The organism is Singulisphaera photorubra (assembly GCF_045290345.1).
In the GTDB taxonomy this organism is placed as follows: Bacteria; Planctomycetota; Planctomycetia; order Isosphaerales; family Isosphaeraceae; genus Singulisphaera.
In genome coordinates this window covers 9,779,442-9,798,309 of the sequence record NZ_CP155447.1, presented here as the reverse complement: position 1 = coordinate 9,798,309, position 18,868 = coordinate 9,779,442, and the positions used below count along the sequence as shown (strand labels likewise).

Below are 18,868 nucleotides of genomic sequence, written 5' to 3'. Positions count from 1 at the left end.
GAAGCTGCTATGAGCCCTCGGGCGGACGGTACGGCGATCAGGTGCGCAGGCTTTAGAATCGATCGAAACGATTTGGGGCCAACGATTCGGGTATCGGAAGGGCCGATCCAGCGGCGAGGCAGGCGCGAGCCCAATTGATGATGGCGTCGTAGTGGGCGTCGCCGTCGAGCCGGCCGTACCACTCGGTTCCTTGGGGGGTGACGACCACGGCGACATTCGGCAGGTCGCACGGGCCAAGGCAGCCTGAAATCGTCAATTGAACCCCTTTGTTCAGCTTCTCGGCTTTCCAGGTCGCCTTCAGGCGATCGACCGGGACTTCTGGGAGGCCACGTTCGGTTTTGCCGCAGCAGCACCCTTTGCAGAAGAGAATCTGTGCAGGGGGTTTGACCTTGGTCGTCAAGGGGACGGGGACGGAGTTCTCGTCGTGATTCAAAATTCAATCCCTTGTTGAGCCTTGATCCCCGCTTTGAACGGGTGCTTGATGGGAACGATCTCGGAAACGAGGTCCGCGAGTTCAATGATCGCCGGCGGCGCGCCTCGGCCGGTCAGGACCACATGCAGGCGCGGGTCTCTCGTCTTGAGGAATTCGACGACCACCGTCGGGTCGAGGTAGCCGAGCTTCATGACGACGTTGATCTCGTCGAGGATCACCATGTCGTAATCCCCGGAGCTGATCGCCTGCTTGCTGACTTCCCAGATCTTCGCCGTCGTGGCGATGTCTTGCTCGGGGTTCTTGGTGTCCCAGGTGAACCCGTCCCCCATCGGCAGGATCTGCATCTCGGGAGCGAGTTTGTCGGCCAGCTTCTTTTCGCCGGTCTTCCACTTTCCCTTGATGTATTGAAGCATGAACACCTTGAATCCGCTGCCCAGGGCGCGAAAGGCGAGGCCGAGTGCGGCGGTGGTCTTCCCCTTGCCATCGCCGGTGTTGACGATGATCAGGCCCCTGCGCCGTTTCGGGTCCGGGCGTTGTTCCGCTTCCTTCGTTTCTTCCGACATGCTTGGTTGTCCTTGACCCGATCGTTCCTTGGTACCCGGAACGGGACGATTCGCCCGCCAGTTTCCGACCACTCGAATCGCTTATCCCGCGAACAGAGCTTTGCGAACGACTTCGGGGAATCGCCGCTCGCCGAGCGCGTCGAGGGAGAGAACCTCGGCGCCCCAGGCCCGTGCGAGTCGGGACGCCAACCCGAACCGAACAGGTCCTTCCTCGGTATCGATCACGAGTCCGGCCACCCCGCTGCGTGCGAATCGCTGAGCGAGCACGGTGGCGTCCGCCGCCGGGTTCCCCCCGAGTTGGAGGGGGACGTTGCCTCTGCCGTCGGTGAGCAAGACGATTAATGGGGAGATCCCCGGCTCACGACGTCGAACGGCCGCGATCGTTCGTTCGGCCAGCGCGAGTCCATGGGCTAACGGCGTAAGACCCCCGACGGGAAGCTCGTTCAGGTGGCGAGCCGCCACCCGGACGCTTCGGGTCGGCGGCAAAATGAGCGTAGCCGACGTGCCACCGAAGGAGACCAGGCCAACTCGCTCCCGTTTCTGATAGGCGTCGATCAAGAGTGAGAGTACGGCCCCCTTGGTGCGGGCCATCCGTCGCCGGGCGCCCATCGAGCGGCTGGCATCGACGACGAAGAGGACCAGGTGCTGGGTCCGGCGGGCACGGACCTTGTCGTGGAGGTCGGCCGCGCGGAGGATGAGCGGCTGCCCGGTGACTCGTCCGCGAGCGACCTGCCAAGGGGCGGCGGCCCCCAGGGTCGCGGCGATCGCGGGGTCGTGGGATCTTCCTTTCGGAAGGGTCGCACGCACGAAAACCCCTTGGCGATCAGGGGCGGAAAGCGTCCCCCGGCGGCCCGCCTTGGCCCGGCGGTTCCGGTCGCGCGGCGGAGTCAACCGAGGGGTGGTCGAGGGATTGGCCGCGGGGATGACCTGGGACTCCGTCTCGTCCTCATCCCCTGACTTCGATTCGGCCGCCGAGGCACGCGGCTCGTCGCGACGTCCCTGGCCCTGGCCGGCGTAATACTCGTTGCGCGGGGGAACCGCCGGGCGATCGGGCGGCGGGGGCTCCTCACCCGAAGGAGGTGGGGGGGGCGGCGAGCCGGGCGGGGGCGAGCCGTGAGTCGTTCGCCGATGGGAGAGGGCGAGCTCGGCTACCGTGTCGATGTCTTCCATCGTCACGGTGGTCCGGCCGTCGTGAGCGGCCAGTGCCGTGGCTGCCTTGTAGATCGTCAGGTCGGCGCGAAGCCCGTCGGCCCCTTCTCGGGCACATCGTGAGCAGAGGGCCTCGAGGATCGAGTCCGGTACGATGACCGACGGTAAGATCCGTTGCGCATCGGCGATCCGTGCCCCCTCGCTCCGATCGGCCTCGGCCCATTGGGCGCGAAACTTGGCTGGGTTCGACTCATAGGCGAGGCGTCGGCGAACCACCTCGGCACGTTGCGCCGGGTCGGTCATCGGCTCGACGTCTACGGCCAGCCCGAAGCGGTCGAGGAGTTGAGGACGGAGGTCCCCTTCCTCGGGATTCATCGTGCCGACCAGGACGAAACGCGCGGGGTGGCGGAACGCCATGCCCTCGCGCTCGACATGGTTGACGCCCATGGCGGCAGCGTCGAGCAGCACGTCGACGAGGTGATCGCCGAGCAGGTTGACCTCATCAATGTAGAGCAGACCCCGGTGCGCCGTGGCGAGCAGGCCGGGCTCGAACGCACGTCGGCCGGTGGTCAACGCTCGCTCAAAGTTCAGACTACCGACCACCCGGTCGTCCGTCGCGCCGACGGGCAAATTCACAAGTGAGACCGGCCGGCGGACGAACGTCGCGTTGTCGGGGAGCGGCCATTCGGGGATCACTTCCCCCGGCGCGCGCCGGAATGGATCGTCGGGGACGACGTCGATATCGGGGAGCAGGGCCGCCATGGCACGGACCGCGGTGCTCTTGGCGGCTCCCTTCGACCCTCGGATCAGGACGCCTCCCAGGCCGGGGTGGATCGCCGCCAGGATCAGGGCGAGCTTCATGGGCTCTTGCCCGACGATCGCGGAAAAGGGATAGACGATGTCGCCAACCGTGGCGTTGCTATTTTTTTTCAGAGCGTCAGTCATTCCGGGTCTCAGGAGAACAGCTTCGCGATCAGGAACGCCGCGGAGGCGGCCAGGCCCCCGATCAGGGTGGTCTGAACGGCACTTCGCACCGGCTTGGTCCCGGTGAAACGCCCTTTGATGTAGCCGAAGACCAAGAGCGCTGTCAGAGTCAGGGCCACCGAGCCAAGGAGTGCCACGCTCGGATCCTTCCAGAACATGTAGGGAGCCAGTGGGATCATGCCACCGACGATATACGCCCCCGCGATCGTGGCTGCGCTGTTCAAGGCGCGCTTGGGGTCGGGTTCCTCAAGGCCGAGCTCGTACCTCATCATGAAGTCAACCCACCCCTTGGGATTGGCTTCGAATGCCTTGAGGATGGGGGCAATGGCGTCGTCAGTAAGGCCGTAATCGCGAAAAAGGTCGGCAACCTCGGCCAACTCGACTTCGGGCACGGTCTCCACCTCGTGCGCCTCCCGCTTCTTCTCGGAGACAAAGTGTTCGGCATCGCTCCGCGCGGCGAGGTAGCCCCCGAGCCCCATTGCGATCGAACCGGCCGCCACTTCGGCCAGGCCCGCGGTGACGATGATCGATGTCAACTGGACCGCGCCCGAGAGGCCCGCCGCCAGCGCAAATGGCACGGTGAGGCCGTCGGCCATGCCGATCACGACGTCGCGGACGAACGCGCTGGAGGTGAAGTGGCGTTCAATATGAGGCGTCTGCGGCATCAGCTCTCGTCCTTCGAGGAAAGGTCTTCACCACCACTCCCCGCAGGCACGGCGGGCGTCGCGTTCGAAGTAGTTGTCGAGATAATAATGTTGGCCCCGGGACCAGGCCCAGGCACTCGCCGCGAAGTAGGCCGGGATGAACGCGATCCCCCAACGCTCCACCTGTCGGACATGGGCCTGCTCGTGAGCGCGACACGAGTCGAGCGCACAAGGGTCGCGTCCGATGATGACATGCCCGAGCGTCATGGCGGCGAACCGGTTCCGTTCCGCGAACCACCGCGAGAATCCCCCGTGAAACTCCAAGGTCCCCAGCCGACGCTGCACTCGTCCCCCTGTCGCGAGCGTCAGCGCGCCCGCCGTCAGTCCCACGAGCGTGGTGGGGGATGCCCAAGCGTAGGCGAGAACACGCTTAGTTCGGATCATCGGATATCCGTGGGTTCGATCAATCGAAAGATGCGACTCCGCCTCCTTCCCTATTGTACGGTAGGTTTCTGCCTGCCGCCCCTCAAAGTGGTGGCAGGCAAACAAGGATTGTTGGCCCACGCCTCCCCCTCCACCACAGGATGGCAACGGGGTTGCCTGGTTTCCACCGGTCAGGCAAACCGATCCTTGATCACGACTTCCGAACCACGCCGTCGGGACGCCAGCAACTCCGGCAGCCGGGTCGCCAGGACGGCAGTGCCGTACGCCGAGGTCGCCAGGATCAGTCCCAGGGCGGCGAAGACGCAGACATGCTGCACGACTCCATGGGGGGAAAACTCATGGCCGAGGAGTTCGACGCCAACGTGATGAGCCAACATGAACATTGGAATGATCCTTCTCTGAGTTTGGTTGTGGTCAGGGTTAACGGCTTTCCAGCACGCTCTCGTTGCGGAGGTAGAGTTCCTTGAGCGCCTCGACCGTCTCCGGGTTCGGAGACTCCCAGAACCCGCGGTCGACGGCCTCGATCAAACGCTCGGCCATCGTCCGGAGTGCCCAGGGGTTTTTCTCTTGGAGGAACTCCTGGACCTTGGGATCGAGCAAATAGGCTTTGCTGACGTCTTCAAACATCCAGTCGTCAATCACCTGGGCGGTTGCCTCGTAGCCGAACAGGTAGTCGACGGTGGCGGCCATCTCGAACGCCCCCTTGTAGCCGTGGCGCATCACCGACGCGATCCACTTGGGGTTCACGACCCGGGAGCGGAAGACGCGTCGGGCTTCGTCGGCCAGGTCGCGTACCCGGACGTTGTCGGGGTTGGAGGTGTCACCGAAGTAGGCGGCCGGGTTCTCCCCGGTCAGGGCGCGGATCGCGGCGATCATTCCGCCATGGAACTGGAAGTAGTCGTCGCTGTCGAAAATGTCGTGCTCGCGGTTGTCCTGGTTCTGTACGGCGACCGTGACCTGACTCAACCTCCGCTTGAACGGCTCCGAAGCGGCGACACCATGTTCCTTGGCTGTATAAGCATAGGAGCCCCAGTTGATGTAGACCTCGGCCAGGTCGGCGTCGTTCTTCCAGTTCCGCTCGTCGATCAGGTTCAAGAGGCCTGCTCCGTAGCTCCCCGGCTTCGAGCCGAAGACCCGATACCGTGCTTGGCGGGCGGCCTGGTCGGAGGTCACTCCCTTGGCGGTGAGAGCCTGTTCCTCGCGGCGGACGTGGCGGCGGAGGAAGTTCTGGTCGTCGGGCTCGTCGGCCGCCGCGACCAATTCCACCGCGCGGTCGATCAGGGCCACGACGTTCGGAAAGGCGTCGCGGAAGAACCCGGAGATCCGCACCGTCACGTCGATCCGTGGGCGGCCGAGCTCGGCCAGCGACACCAGTTCGATTCCACTCAAGCGCCGACTTTCTGGAATCCAGACCGGGCGGCAGCCCATCAAGTGAAGGATTTCCGCGATGTCGTCACCATGCGTCCGCATCGTGCTGGTGCCCCAGACGACGATACCGACACTCTTGGGGAACTCGCCCTCATTCTCGGCTTGGTATTTCTCGATCAGTCGGTCGGCGGCCTGCGTCCCCACCGTCCAGGCGGTCTCGGTCGGGATCGTATGGATGTCGATGCTGTAGAAATTCCGCCCGGTCGGCAGGATCCGCGCCATGCCTCGGGTCGGTGCACCACTTGGCCCTGCCGGGACGAAGCGGCCCGCGAGGCCGCGGAGGGTGTTCGTCACCTCGTCCGTCGTCCGATCGAGACGCGGGATGATTTCGTCGCGAACGAACCGGCCGCAGACGGAGATTTCATTGGGTTGATCACCAGGATCCGATGGCGGACCGATGAGACCGATGGATCGCGAAATGCCGTAATGGATCTGGTGGTCGATCCGGTCGACGACGTCCCCTCGAGTCCAGACGGTTCGCTTCGATTTGTCGATGAACGCCGCTTCATCCAGGGCATCAACGATTTCCTGATCGACCGGCGTCCCTAGATCCTGGAAGAGCCAGTCAGGATCGAGTTCGAACCATCGCGCCCAGGCTTTGCGGAGGGAAGGGATCTCGCCATTATCCAGTCTCATCATGGCGGCGATCAACCCAACTCGTTGCTCACCCTGAGGAGGTTGCCCGAAGATATGCAGCCCGTCGCGGATCTGGGCATCGCCCAACTCGCAGAGGTATCCGTCAATTTCTTGAAGGAAGGCGTCGAACTCCTCGGCTTCAGGGCAGCGGTCGACCTTGAGATCTCGCTCGAGATTGTTCTTGGTGACGATCGTCCAGATCTGCTGCGTAATGTACGGCAATTTCGATGGATCGAGCGACGCCATCCGGTAATACTCGTCGAGCAACTGCTCGAGCCGGGCGAGGTCGTCGTACGTTTCTGCCTGGGTCATGGGAGGAACCAGGTGGTCGATGATGACCGCGTGAGCGCGACGCTTGGCCTGAGTCCCTTCGCCAGGGTTATTGATGATGTAGGGATAAAAGTTAGGTAGGGTGCTGAGCATGATCTCAGGATAGCATTCTTCCGACAAGGCCGTCGCCTTGCCCGGGAGCCATTCGAGATTGCCGTGTTTGCCCATGTGGAGCACCGCGAGGGCACCGAAATCGTCGCGAAGCCAGCGGTAATAAGCGAGATAGTGGTGAGTCGGCGGCAGGTCGGGGCTGTGGTAGATCGCCATCGGGTCAGCGCCGAAGCCGCGAGGGGGCTGAATTCCGACGAAGACGTTGCCGAAGATCAGGCCCGGAATCGCGAGTTTCTCGTCGACTCGCCCCACTTCGCCCAGCGGCAGGCCCCACTGCTCGATCATCGCGCGACGGGAGGCCTCGGGAATCTCGAGGAACCAGCGGTCGTAGGTGGCCAAGCTGACGTGTCCGACCGCATTGCGGAGTTGCTCGTCGGTGAGGAACTCCTCATCATTCGTGCAGCCGTCGATCAACTGGTGCATCAACGCGTCGCCATCCTCCGGGAGGTTGTCGACGGTATAGCCGGCGAACTTCAAGCTCCGGAGCAGGTTCATGACCGAGGCCGGCGTGTCGAGGCCGACGCCGTTGCCGATCCGCGCATTCTTGGTCGGATAATTGCCGAAGAGAATCGCCACGCGTTTCTCGGCATTGGCGGTCCGTCGGAGCCGGGCGAAGTTCAGGGCCAGGCGAGCCACGTAGTCGACCCGATCGGCTTTCGGTACGTACGCTTTGATCGAAGTTCCGAGCCGCTCGTCGAACTGACCTTCCTCTTTGAAGCTGATGGCGACGGTGTTGATCCGGCCATCGAACTCGGGGAGGACGACGTTCATCGCGATATCGCGCGGAGTCATGCCGGCCGAGTTCGCCTCCCAATCGGCCGAGCTGGACGAGCAGAGCACGGCTTGGAGCACCGGGACGTCGAGCCGTTCGAGGAGGTCGACAACCGCGCCCGTGGCCTCGGTGTGGGTTCCATCGCTGAGGTTGGCCACGGTGAAGCTGAGTGTACTGATCAGGACGTCGACCTGCGTCTGGCCCTGCGCGTCGATCAGGTATTCGCGGAAGACGCTCGGGACGCCCCCGTCCTGGTCGGGATCGTCCTTCAGGCTGTAGCAGAAGATCGGCAGCGGGTTACCGCCGAGTTCCTCAACCTTGTGGACGAGGGCGTCGATCGGCGCAAGGTTCTGGGCCATCCAGTGCGCGCGATAGAAGAGGATGCCGACGGTCGGCCAATCGGGCCGGTGAATCCGTTCCCGCCAGGCATCGAGGCTCAGGCCATCGGGAGCGTCAGGGAGGTAGAGACCATCGCGTGGCAGCGGGGAGGGGGGCTCGTACCCGAGTCCGGTCAGCAGGACGTTATCACTCAGGCACTTCAGGAGGTTGACGAGGTTTTGCAGTCCCCCCTGGGTGAAGTACTCAAGCACCTGCGTGACCAGGGGCAGGGGAGCGTGGCAGAGCGCTGTGAGTTCGGGGTCGAGCCCCGCTTCGCCCGGCATTGCGATGAACGGGATCCCGCGCGTCTTGCACTCGCGAGACAACCGTTCAAAGCCGTCGGCGAAATAAGGGCGTCCGCCCAGGACTCGGACGACCACCGCTCGGGCGGCGGGCAGGTCGTCGGCGATGAACCGATCGAGGGCCTCGGCGGCTTGGAGTTCGTTGGGGTTCCGGGCGCGAACGGCCGAGAAGTCATCGGGCAGGCGGCGGACCGCGGCGGCCAGGGCCTGGATCTCGGTATCGGCGGTCGTGAGGAAGACGAACAACGGATCACCCACCTTCGGCGCGTCGGGGGCCTTTGATCGAGCCACCACCGCAGAAGACGCATCGAGTGCGTGATGCCGAAGGACGGGACAGTCGTTCCTGGTTCCATTGCGCAAGCCAGGGAGGCGCGCAGAAACCGGGAATGTCCGCGGAATCCCTCGACTGCCTCACCCTCGAAGGCGTCAGAGGTCTGATAGATCCCGGTCAGGTCTTCTGGCTCATGGGCCATCGTTGCGTTCTGCCTTCCCACCCGCTCTGATCGCGCGGGCAGTGGCTTCGCTTTGCAGCGGAACGCAGCGTTCCCAATTACAGCGGCGGGGCCGCGCCGGATTCGCACCGGCTTCCCTTAGACCGGGACAGTGAACTTAGTTGTCCTCGCGACGATTGCTCGCCCGCGAAGATAACAGACACATCATGCGAGGCATCCCCTCCCAAGTCAATGGGCAGTCTCCGGCCCGCTCAGAGCCCAGGGCGGGTTTACCTCTGGAATGCATGGAGGTAAAGTGCGGGCAGGAACTCCAGTCGATTCGTGACCAGCAGGGAGGCGAGAGGATGAATTTTTCACTCAGCGCAGAGCAGCAGGACTGGCAGGATCGGGCCATCGCATTCGCCAAGGAAAACCTCGTCGACGACCTGCTGGGCCGCGATGAACGCCGCGAGTTCTGGCGCGAAGGGTGGCGACGCTGCGCCTCCTTTGGCATTCAAGGGTTGCCGATCCCCGCGGAGTATGGGGGAAAAGGGCAAGACTTGCAGGCCACGATCGCGGCCATGGAGGGACTCGGCTACGGCTGTGCGGACAATGGCCTCATCTTCGCGATCAACGCCTCGATGTGGACCAACTCGATCCCGATCCTCCGTTATGGAACTGAGGCTCAAAAGCAGCAATTCTTGCCCGGTCTCTGCGACGGCACCTTCGTCGGTGCGAACGGAGCCAGCGAGGTCGACGCAGGCTCGGACATCTTCAGCATGCAGACCCGGGCCGAGCGTCGGGGCGATCGCTGGATCCTCAACGGGCGCAAGACCTGGGTCACGAGCGGGCCGGTGGCCGACCTGTTCGTCTGCTATGCCACCTCCGCCCCTGAGCGGGGAGTCATGGGCATTAGTGCCTTCATCATCCCCCGCGAAACCCCCGGCTTCCGCGTTGTCCGCGAGATCCCGAAACTGGGAGTCCGCACCGTCCCGATGGGCGAGCTTGCCCTGGAAGACTGCGAATTGCCCGGAGAGAGCCTGCTCGGCCGCGAGGGCCGTGGCGCCGAAGTCTTCAACTGCTCCATGGAGTGGGAGCGAGGCGCCATCCTCGCCAGCGCCTTGGGCACGATGAAGCGACAACTCGAGCGTTGTATCACCCACGTCCGAACCCGCAAGCAGTTCGGCAAGCCGATCGGCAAGAACCAGTCAGTGGCCAATAAAATCGTCGACATGGCCGTACGCTTGGAAACTTGCCGCCCCTTGGTCTACCGGATCGGCTGGCTCAAGGCCCAGGGTAAGGACGCCACGCTCGAGGCGGCAATGGCCAAACTTCACGTGTCCGATTGCTTCGTCAAAAACAGCCTCGACGCCGTTCAGTTGTTCGGCGCCGCCGGGTTCGTCTCCGAAACCGGGATCGAGAAAGACCTCCGGGACAGCATCGGCAGCACGATCTACTCGGGAACCAATGAAATCCAGCGCAACGTGATCGCACAGCACCTGATTCGATAGTTCACGAGGCCAATCGGCTCCCAGGGTAAGGCCATTGAGCAAGGAGGGGAGGGGGAACAGTCGGTGTCTGCCGGCTCGGCGTTCCAATGGTAATCACAGTCGTGGGCATGCATTGCTGATTCTGCTCATTGAGTTCAGAAAGTCCTCAAGAAACGAGGCTTCTGAACTGACTCCGGATTGTTCCTCATGTCCTCCGGCTCGTGGCACGCTCCGGAGCTTCGGAATAGAATGGCTCACGGTGGCTTACTTCTTTAACTTATGGGCAAGTCTGGTGTGCATGAGCCTGCATCAAGGATACACCCCTCCTTCGGTGCGGAGAAACGGCGCATTGGTAATGAGGCTGACCCAGGCGGAAATCCGTGTGTGTACCCGCGTCCTAAAAGTGTGAACGCCGAGAAACGATTGCCACAAACGAAGAGTCACTGAGCCATGCCGGACTCTCCAGAAACACCCACGGTCTATGTCATCGCTGGTCCAAACGGGGCCGGGAAGACAACGTTTGCCACGGAATTTCTGCCGGGCTTCGTCGATTGCCGCCAGTTCTTAAATGCCGACCTGATCGCCGCTGGATTATCTCCGTTCGCGCCTGAGACTCAACTGGTGCGGGCCGGTCGATTGCTGCTGGAACGGATCAAGGAACTCACGAAGGCCCGAGAGAACTTCAGTTTCGAGACGACGCTGGCAGGGCATGGCTATGCCAGAATGTTGAAGGAGATGAGGGGGAGCGGATATCGCGTCTTGCTCATATTCCTCTGGCTGCCTAGTGCCGATTTGGCAGTGGCGCGAGTAGCCAATCGAGTCCGTCACGGGGGGCATGGCGTCCCGGAGCCGGATGTGCGACGACGATGGACTTCGGGATTGCAAAATTTATTCCGAATCTATCGCCCTTGCCTCGATACCTGGTGGATTTTTGATGCCTCCCGCCTACCTTCGGCATTGATTGCGAGGGAGGACGATGGGAACCTCACCGCGATTCAGCCTGACCTGTTCGGACGGGTTCAGCGAAATATTCATGGGTGATCTTGTGAACGGCAACATGAAAAAAATGACGCTGACGGAAAAGGTCGAAGCCGCGTTTCAACAAGCGGCGATCCTGGTCATCGAGCGTGCTCGTCAGACCGGAACATCGGTGATTGTCTGGGAAGACGATCATGTTCTGGAACGCACATGCGATGAGATGGAGGTTCTCTTAAAGATCAATCAGCAGGGCGTGGTGTCTCGGCGAAAATGAAGAAGTCAGGAGCGGTGCGCAAGGTTGGCCCCAGAATTCTATGATACGCCCAATATTCACTGAATGGTTATGACTGTCGGATCAACTGGGTGTTGGGCTCGCTCAAGTAGCCTCCAGAAACGAGGATCGCTGGAGAGTCCAAGGCCACTTGATCAATGCCAGAAGGAATGATTTTCAGCCAGTAATCACCCAGCAATCGAGTTAAGTGATGGGTGTTATTGGATGATGAAAAAAATAGATTTCAATGCAATCCACCTCATGATTGCGACGGCATTGGTTGCTTTGCTGCTGGTTTCCTTTCGGGATCAAATCTTTGCGTGGGTCATTGCTTGGGTCCGGTCTGAAGCCTCTCGAAGGCATGACGCCCGAGGAGTCGTGGCGGGGACGGCGAGTTCATCGGTGGGATGCAATGAAGCGTCAAGAGAACAGAAGCAGATCGCTAGAATTGTGCGAACTCTTTTTACACCCATGATCGGAATCCTCCCAATGACCCGTAGCTTCGTCCTTGCCGTTTTCGTCTGGTGGAATGTGACAGGAATCACCGCAGCCGCCGGTGCGGTAAAGTTTGCGAATCCGGGCAACTACCGGAAGGCTCTCCAGTCTCTGGCCGCGGGCGACACGCTTCAGTTGGCCGCCGGCACTTACACGGCCGGGCTTCCGATCACGAATTGTCATGGCCGCGTGAATGACTGGATCACCATTGAAGGGCCGGCATCGGGAGGAGTCGCGGAGATTCGGCAGACCCAGGTGGCGAATTGCGTTGAGTTGCGGCAGTGCAGCTATGTGGCTTTGAAGCGGTTGAAGATCCAGGGCGAGGGAGCGTCGGGCATTCCTGGGGTGTTCGGCATCAGCGCTCAGGGGGGGCTCGGCAATCCGGTGCATCATATCCTCATTGAGGATTGTATTGTCAGCGATTGGAACACCTCGCAGCAGGCCGTCGGCATTTCGACGAAGGCGCCGGCCTGGGATTGGACGATCCGGGGAAACAAGATCCTCAACTGTGGCACCGGGCTTTACCTGGGCAACTCAAACGGAGGATCCCTTTGTCCGTGGCGTGATCGAGAACAACCTGGTGCAGAATCCGCTCGGGTATTGTCTGGAGATCAAGTTTCAGAAGCCGCGTCCCGCCGTCGAGGGGATGCCGGTTACACCCAGCAGCACGCTTGTCCGTCATAATGTGTTCATCAAGAACGATTCCCGGAGCCCGGACGGGGACCGACCGAATATGCTGGTTGGCGGCTTTCCCGCAAGCGGTCCTGGCGCGGACGACCTGTACGAGATCTACGGCAATTTTTTCTACCATAACCCGCGAGAATCACTGCTCCAGGCGTCGGGGCGAGTCGCCATTCATGATAATGTGTTTGTTGATGGCGCGGCGCCGGGCCATGCCGCGATCACGCTTCGTGATCACGATTCGCCGCTAAAGAACGCGTCTATTTATCATAACACGATCTGCTCGTCTGCGCGTGGGATCCATGTCTCCGGCCCGGCACCCGAGGGGCACGCGGTCATCGGCAATCTCGTCTTCGCTGACACTCCGACCTCGTTCCACCGCTCGATCACCCAGGTCTCCGCGAACATCATCTCATCCCGATCCGACGCGGCCACTTATTTGCTCAATCCCACCCGCGAGCTCGGCGTGATGAACCTGTATCCCCGTGTTGGACAGTGTCAAGGCGGTGCCTTGGACCTGACTCCCTTCATAGCTCACGCCGACTACAACCTGGACTTCAATCGGACATCCAAGGTCGGCCACCACTTTCGCGGGGCCTATGCCGGTCAGGGAGCCAATCCTGGCTGGCAACTCGATGCCGCATTGAAACGGTTCGAATCGGATCCCTTGTCGTCGCAAAATCCTCAGTAGCCAGGCACTTGAGTGATGGGATCGGGCAGGTCGGTAAGGTTGGAATCTGTCGTGTTAAGGCCTCGGCCGTGACAGTGTAGTATAGCCACTGGCAACCGTCGCTGGCGCTTCCGATGCTTGTCGGACTCGTCGCGGGTGAATGAGTGAGAGGTGGGCCGGGGAACTGGATCGATCAAGGTTTCCAGTCAAGTCACTCGAGGACTCGGCGATGAGAATACCGAGATGTCGGATGCGGTGGCTGCTGTACGGAATCGCCCTCCTGACCATGTCCCTGGCGATGCTCGTCGGTCTGATCCTGATTCGGAGGGCGGCGGTACGAGAGCAGCAACTCCGGGTCATCGTGAGTCAGATCGATCAGGGCGACGAAGTCGAGAGAATGGCAACCCTGAACGGCCTTCTCATCGAGTTGACGAAACCGGTTGAGTTTGCCCAGGTATTCCCTTCTCTGCTTCGGGCCATGAAGGATCGATCACCGAAGGTTCGTGAGGCGGCGGCTTCGGCCGTCGGTGGGCTCATCCTCCGTCTAGGTATGAAATTGCCGGTAACGGATGAACGCGAGCCGACGATCGTGGCGCTCTGTCCCGAGGCGGAAGCGGCGCTTGTGGTCCTACTCAACGAGTCTTCACCGAGTCTTCGCGCCAGCGCGGCGAAATCTCTGGGATTTGTGGCCGGAATCGGGAAGCTGGATGTTCCCCATCCTCGTCTCATCACATGCCTTGACGACGAAGATGAACAGGTTCGAGCCGCCGCGGCAAGATCCCTGATCGGGTATGGCCGGGGGCCCGAGTCGTTCCTCCCCGTTGCGTTGAGACGTCTGCCTACCGAAGGCCCAATCGCTCACTCAGAATTCACGGGGATTCTCTGGAACATTCGCTTTCGACCGACGGTGCTACCGCTTTTGATCGAAGGATTGTCGAGTGAAAACACGCTTGTGTGTGTCACTGCCGCGACGGTGATTAACCACATGGGGCTCGAGGCCGGACCGGCAAGACCCGCCGTCATGGCGTTACTTCGCAAGGAGCTAGAAACTCCCCACCCCAGATTGGATCTGCGACTGATGAAGTGGGGCGACGGCTCCGACGTTCCCAGTTCGGGAGTCGATCTGGTCGTGCTCGGCACTGGAAATCAGGGCGAACTTCACTTCCGAATCTTCGGTCCCGGCGGTCGATGTGTCACAGACACGGACGAAACGAATTTTGCCGATCAGGCCGGTGCCATCTCCGTTCTGAAGAAAGAACTGCAGATTCTGTGGCCCCCGCACGCACTGAGCCTCGCGGAGAAAGGCCGAGTCATTGACGAAGTGACATCACTCGTCGGTCAGAGTCAATTGAATGCCTCGCAGGGCGTTGCCGTTGATATTGTGGAACAGACGTCGGAGGCGCTCGTCCAGCTTTCGCCGGACGGAGATCCGCTGCCAGGTACTGTCGAAATCCTCTGTGAGGTATTGAAGCGTCCGAACGCGATGAGACAACAAGCGGCTGCCTGGTCGCTGGGAATTCTGGGCCGTGACGCTACGACCGCCGTGCCACTGCTCATCGCGACGTTCGAGGGGGCCCCGAATCCCTCTCCAGATTTTCGGGGGACCATCGCCCTGTCTCTCGCCGAGATCGGTCGAGGAACGCCGGACGAGGATCGTATTCTCGCAAGCCTTGCAAACGCATGGAGAACAGCACCCCAGGGGCAAAAATCCGTACTCGCCCAGGCTCTTCGGAGTTACGGCCCAAAGTCCGAACAACTCGTGCCAGAGCTCCGACAACTGCCTCCGGACAGCACTCCCTCAAGGATACGACGTGGTCGCTCGCCTCGATCCTTCTTCTGAGAAGAGCATAATTTCGTAGATGCAGTCCGGGATTGAGACTCAGCCACAAAACTGATTTGATTTTTGGCTAGCTTTTGCGAGAAACGTCAAACGGCCTTGGAAACCGAGGGCAGGAGAATCGAGGAAGTCAGTTCGTTCACTCGTTTTCGCGCAGCGTCTTGAGGCGGACAGGCGGTTCGCGACGTGGAACTCCCTTTATCGTCGCGCGGCGACTGCCGACTTTCGTGTTGTCCCTCGACGTGACCAAGAATCCGGGCGATGGTCGATGGGCCTGCTCGGGCTAACGCATACCGTGCTTGGGCATTGCGATACGTCGACCGCTCGGGTATGACAGGACGACCGCACCCATTCCTTGAATCGGACGAGTGTCAACGCTTAGGTTTCAGGTGATCAGGTTTTCTCCGCCAGGGACGTTGCCCACGGTGGATCTGGACTTGATGGGCCGAATCTTTGGCCTGCGCGCGACAAGTATGGGGCTTGTGCCGTGAATTGATTTGTTGATGGCGACTTTGACCACCACGCTTTTGGGATGAGAGGGACCGGCTCCGATGGACGATTTTATTAGCGACGTCCCATCGACGGACAAGGCAGGACGAGACGAGAAGCTGCTCTTCTGGGCCTGTTTTATCGCGCTGATCGCCACGGCGTTCGGCTTTGTCGTTCGCACCCAGATCATTGCCGACTGGGGCCGGGAGTTCAGCCTGAGCAAGACGGAGCAGGGGCAGATCTTCGGGGTCGGGCTCTGGCCGTTCTCGATTAGCATCGTGCTCTTCAGCTTGATCATCGACAAGATCGGTTATGGAAAGGCGATGGTCTTCGCCTTCGTCTGTCACTTGTTGTCGGCCTACTTGACGATCACGGCGACCGGCTACAAGAGCCTCTACTGGGCCACTTTCGTCGTCGCCCTTGGCAACGGCACGGTTGAGGCGGTGATCAATCCGGTCGTCGCGACTCTGTTTGCCCGCGAGAAGACGAAGTGGCTCAACATGCTTCATGCGGGTTGGCCCGGCGGATTGGTGCTCGGTGGAATTCTTGCGATGGCGATGGGGTCCACCCACTGGAAGTACAAGGTTGCCCTCTTGTTCTTCCCGGTGATCGCCTACGGGATTCTGATGATCGGCCGCAAATTCCCGGTGAACGAGCGGGTGGCGGCCGGCGTCTCCTACAAGCCGATGCTGCAGCAGGTGGGCATCTTGGGGGCGGCGATCGTCGTCGGACTGATTGTTCGCGAGCTCGGAAACACGTTTGAGTTGGCGACCGGGGTGCAAATCACGATCGCGGCGGTACTTGTGGCCGCCTACGGTGCCTACGTCCGAACGCTCGGCCAGCCGTTGTTCATCTTCCTCTTGCTGATCATGGTTCCGTTGGCGACCACCGAGTTGGGCACGGATAGCTGGATCGGCGATCTCATGGGTCCCGAGATGGAACGGCTCGGGCTCAACGGCGGGTGGGTCTTGATCTACACCTCGGCAATCATGCTGATTCTCCGCTTCTTCGCCGGGCCGATCGTTCACAAGCTGTCGCCCCTCGGCCTGCTCGCCAGCAGCGCGTTGGTGGCCGCTTGCGGACTCCTCTTTCTTTCCAAGGCCACGGGCGGAGCGATTCTCGCGGCGGCGACGCTATACGGATTCGGGAAGACGTTCTTCTGGCCGACGATGTTGGGTGTTGTGGCCGAGCAGTTCCCCAAGGGGGGGGCGTTGACGCTCAACACGACGGGCGGCGTGGGCATGCTCGCCGTCGGCGTCATTGGCGCGGCTCTGCTGGGCAACATCCAGGACAAGGAAGCCGGTCGCGAGCTCAAGGTTCAAGACCCGCAAGTCTACGCCGCGGTGGTCGATGCGCCGAAGACGAGCGTTTTCGGCAAGTATCAACCGCTCGACCAGAAGAAGATTGATAACCTTCCCGAGGCCCAGCAGGGGCTGATCGAATCGATTCAGGGACTCGCCAAAAAGCGGGCCCTGGCGACGGTGGCGATCTTCCCTTGTATCATGTTCGTGTGCTACGTGGCCTTGATCCTCTACTTCAAGTCGCAGGGTGGATACAAGCCGAAGATTCTGATTAGCGAAAAGGAAGAGGAGCTTCTGATGATGGGAGGGGTTTCCGGCCCCGCCGAGCTGTGAGCGACAAACGTTGCTTCTCTTGACCCGCCATCAGAAACGCCGATACTTTCTGGAAACCGTGTCGCGGCCTGAGTCTCTCGGGCCGCGTTTTCCGTTAAGGCGTGTGGGACCCTCTCTCGAGATCCGATCTGAGCGGAGCCGAATCGAGGAGCACCCTTTCTACTTTGAGTCCTCGCGAATATGTCGGAACACGCCCCATTCTCCCCCGCGCTTCAGGTGGCCTTGAATAGCCCGCCGCTCGAGCGGAAGGGGTGGCAAGCAACCTCGGCGCCTAGCTACATCGCCTTTTTCTTGTGGGCCGTCTACTTTGACCAGCTCGGTCGGCGCACGCTCGCGATCGGGGGGCTGGGTTGGTCCGTCCTCGGGGCGGCCGTGGCCGGTCTGCTCTGCTACGTCCTGCTCTATCGCGTTCCGGCGCTTTGGGGACAGAAGACCGGGAGGCCGCTCACCGTCATCGGTTCCAGCACATTCGGTACGACCGGGACGGTCGGCTTGACGTTCGTCTTATTCGGCCTCGCCCAGATCGTGCTCATGGCCATGGCCACGCTGTATGCGGTTGATTGGGCCTTTCATGGTCTGAGTCTTTGCGGATTGGTCAGCGTCGAGTGGCTCAAGCCGATGAAGATCTCCCTTGGGGGAGGCCTCTCCCCGGTTCTCGAGTTGCGAAGCCCATTAATCCTGGTCACTTCCCTCGTCTGGATTTACGCGGCCTCGCTGACCGGGCACTTTCTCGTCAAGATTATCGCGGCACTCATGAAGATCTTCCCGATCTTCCCGGCGCTCATGCTCGCCCTTGCCACGATCTTGTCACTGCGGGGGTTACCCAGCTTCCGACCTTTGGAGATCGATCCGGCCACATCAGCCCCGGTCCTCGACGGAGGCCTGCGCGCGTTCTTGATGATGATCCAGATGATCTTCGGCTTCTTTGCCATCGCTGGGGCTATGGCCGCCGATTTCGGCGCGGTGAATCGGTCCACGCGCGACGTGCGGCTGGGAGGTTGGATCGGCGTCGCGCTCGCCTCCTGGACCGTGGCGACCCTGTCGCTCTTGACTGTGGCCGGAGCCGTGGGCCGCTTCACGGCTCCGCTCAACTTGAAGAACACTCCGGGCGTCGGGAACTTCAGTTTCAGGACGGCCCTCGTTCTCGGTTTGCCCGAGACACTCGCCGGCGCGATCTTTCTCTTCTTTGCCCTTTCCTCGCTCGCCCAGTCGTGTTTCTCCGCCGACATCTTCGGACGTAGGTTCGAGGCGGTTTGGCCTCGGATTACGCGACTCCGCTGGAACTTGATCGGAACGACGGTGGCCTGGCCGTTCGTCGCGACGGGATTGGCCATTCGTCTGGAAGAAATCTTCACGCTGCTCGGCGCGGTTTTCGCTCCGATGGTGGGAGCGATGACGGCCGATTACGTCCGGAGCCGCGGCGTCTGGCCCGGCCCACGACGCGGCCTGAACCCCGCGGGGCTGGTTGCCTGGTTCATGGGGCTCGGAGTCGGCCTGGTGCCACTGATCGCCGTTGCCGGCGGTTGGAGTGACGGCTCCAGGCTTCAGCCTGCCTCCGTCTACGCGTTCGCGACGGCGTTCCTGGTCTACAGCCTCCTCGCTGCCTTCGGCGCGGAGACGCAGGCAATGCCGATCCCGAAGCCCCCGATGCCCTCCGAGCAGCCTGCCCCGGCGGTCGTGCCCCCCAGTTTGGAACCGGCACCAAGTGCCGGGTGAGA

At 61.6% G+C, this 18,868-nt stretch carries 15 protein-coding genes and 1 riboswitch; of the genes, 8 read left to right on the top strand and 7 right to left on the bottom strand.

Annotated features, from left to right (window positions below):
• Nucleotides 1-52 precede the first annotated feature (52 nt).
• The 7 genes from V5E97_RS36560 to cobN all read right to left on the bottom strand — a co-directional run bounded on the left by V5E97_RS36560 (nucleotide 53) and on the right by cobN (nucleotide 8,468).
• A complete protein-coding gene (locus V5E97_RS36560; protein WP_406696471.1) occupies nucleotides 53-433 on the bottom strand; it encodes a (2Fe-2S) ferredoxin domain-containing protein in 381 nt (126 codons plus the stop codon).
• Complete coding sequence (gene cobO / locus V5E97_RS36555; protein ID WP_406696470.1) at nucleotides 430-996, bottom strand: cob(I)yrinic acid a,c-diamide adenosyltransferase; 567 nt, start codon at nucleotides 994-996, stop codon at nucleotides 430-432. The genes V5E97_RS36560 and cobO overlap by 4 nt, the downstream gene beginning before the upstream one ends.
• 81 nt (nucleotides 997-1,077) lie before the next feature.
• The gene (locus V5E97_RS36550) at nucleotides 1,078-3,090 is read right to left on the bottom strand and encodes a VWA domain-containing protein (RefSeq protein ID WP_406696469.1); all 2,013 of its coding nucleotides are present in this window, start codon (nucleotides 3,088-3,090) and stop codon (nucleotides 1,078-1,080) included.
• An 8-nt stretch (nucleotides 3,091-3,098) separates the two neighbouring features.
• Nucleotides 3,099-3,794, bottom strand: a complete 696-nt coding sequence (locus V5E97_RS36545; protein ID WP_406696468.1) for a VIT1/CCC1 transporter family protein — start codon at nucleotides 3,792-3,794, stop codon at nucleotides 3,099-3,101.
• A gap of 27 nt (nucleotides 3,795-3,821) precedes the next feature.
• Nucleotides 3,822-4,217, bottom strand: coding sequence for a hypothetical protein (locus tag V5E97_RS36540; protein WP_406696467.1), 396 nt, complete (start codon nucleotides 4,215-4,217; stop codon nucleotides 3,822-3,824).
• 170 nt (nucleotides 4,218-4,387) lie between these two features.
• Nucleotides 4,388-4,600, bottom strand: coding sequence for a hypothetical protein (locus V5E97_RS36535; protein ID WP_406696466.1), 213 nt, complete (start codon nucleotides 4,598-4,600; stop codon nucleotides 4,388-4,390).
• 37 nt (nucleotides 4,601-4,637) lie between these two features.
• Nucleotides 4,638-8,468: a cobaltochelatase subunit CobN gene (gene cobN / locus V5E97_RS36530; RefSeq protein ID WP_406696465.1), complete on the bottom strand. Its 3,831-nt coding sequence runs from the start codon at nucleotides 8,466-8,468 to the stop codon at nucleotides 4,638-4,640.
• Nucleotides 8,469-8,604: 136 nt separating this feature from the next.
• Nucleotides 8,605-8,788, bottom strand: a riboswitch (cobalamin riboswitch).
• A gap of 182 nt (nucleotides 8,789-8,970) precedes the next feature.
• Between cobN and V5E97_RS36525 the strand changes: the two genes are divergently transcribed.
• The 8 genes from V5E97_RS36525 (at nucleotide 8,971) to V5E97_RS36490 (ending at nucleotide 18,866) form a co-directional block, all read left to right on the top strand.
• The gene (locus V5E97_RS36525) at nucleotides 8,971-10,116 is read left to right on the top strand and encodes an acyl-CoA dehydrogenase family protein (RefSeq protein ID WP_406696464.1); all 1,146 of its coding nucleotides are present in this window, start codon (nucleotides 8,971-8,973) and stop codon (nucleotides 10,114-10,116) included.
• A 429-nt stretch (nucleotides 10,117-10,545) separates the two neighbouring features.
• Nucleotides 10,546-11,136: an ATPase gene (locus tag V5E97_RS36520; protein WP_406696463.1), complete on the top strand. Its 591-nt coding sequence runs from the start codon at nucleotides 10,546-10,548 to the stop codon at nucleotides 11,134-11,136.
• Nucleotides 11,129-11,347 (top strand): hypothetical protein, encoded by a 219-nt coding sequence (locus tag V5E97_RS36515; protein ID WP_406696462.1) that lies wholly within the window; start codon nucleotides 11,129-11,131, stop codon nucleotides 11,345-11,347. Before V5E97_RS36520 ends, V5E97_RS36515 begins: the two co-directional genes overlap by 8 nt.
• Before the next feature lie 486 nt (nucleotides 11,348-11,833).
• Nucleotides 11,834-12,523 (top strand): right-handed parallel beta-helix repeat-containing protein, encoded by a 690-nt coding sequence (locus V5E97_RS36510; protein ID WP_406696461.1) that lies wholly within the window; start codon nucleotides 11,834-11,836, stop codon nucleotides 12,521-12,523.
• The gene (locus tag V5E97_RS36505) at nucleotides 12,420-13,211 is read left to right on the top strand and encodes a hypothetical protein (RefSeq protein WP_406696460.1); all 792 of its coding nucleotides are present in this window, start codon (nucleotides 12,420-12,422) and stop codon (nucleotides 13,209-13,211) included. The genes V5E97_RS36510 and V5E97_RS36505 overlap by 104 nt, the downstream gene beginning before the upstream one ends.
• Before the next feature lie 229 nt (nucleotides 13,212-13,440).
• Nucleotides 13,441-15,030 (top strand): hypothetical protein, encoded by a 1,590-nt coding sequence (locus V5E97_RS36500; RefSeq protein WP_406696459.1) that lies wholly within the window; start codon nucleotides 13,441-13,443, stop codon nucleotides 15,028-15,030.
• 548 nt (nucleotides 15,031-15,578) lie between these two features.
• Nucleotides 15,579-17,150, top strand: coding sequence for an MFS transporter (locus V5E97_RS36495; protein ID WP_406696458.1), 1,572 nt, complete (start codon nucleotides 15,579-15,581; stop codon nucleotides 17,148-17,150).
• A gap of 180 nt (nucleotides 17,151-17,330) precedes the next feature.
• Nucleotides 17,331-18,866: a purine-cytosine permease family protein gene (locus tag V5E97_RS36490; RefSeq protein ID WP_406696457.1), complete on the top strand. Its 1,536-nt coding sequence runs from the start codon at nucleotides 17,331-17,333 to the stop codon at nucleotides 18,864-18,866.
• The last annotated feature ends 2 nt before the right edge of the window (nucleotides 18,867-18,868 follow it).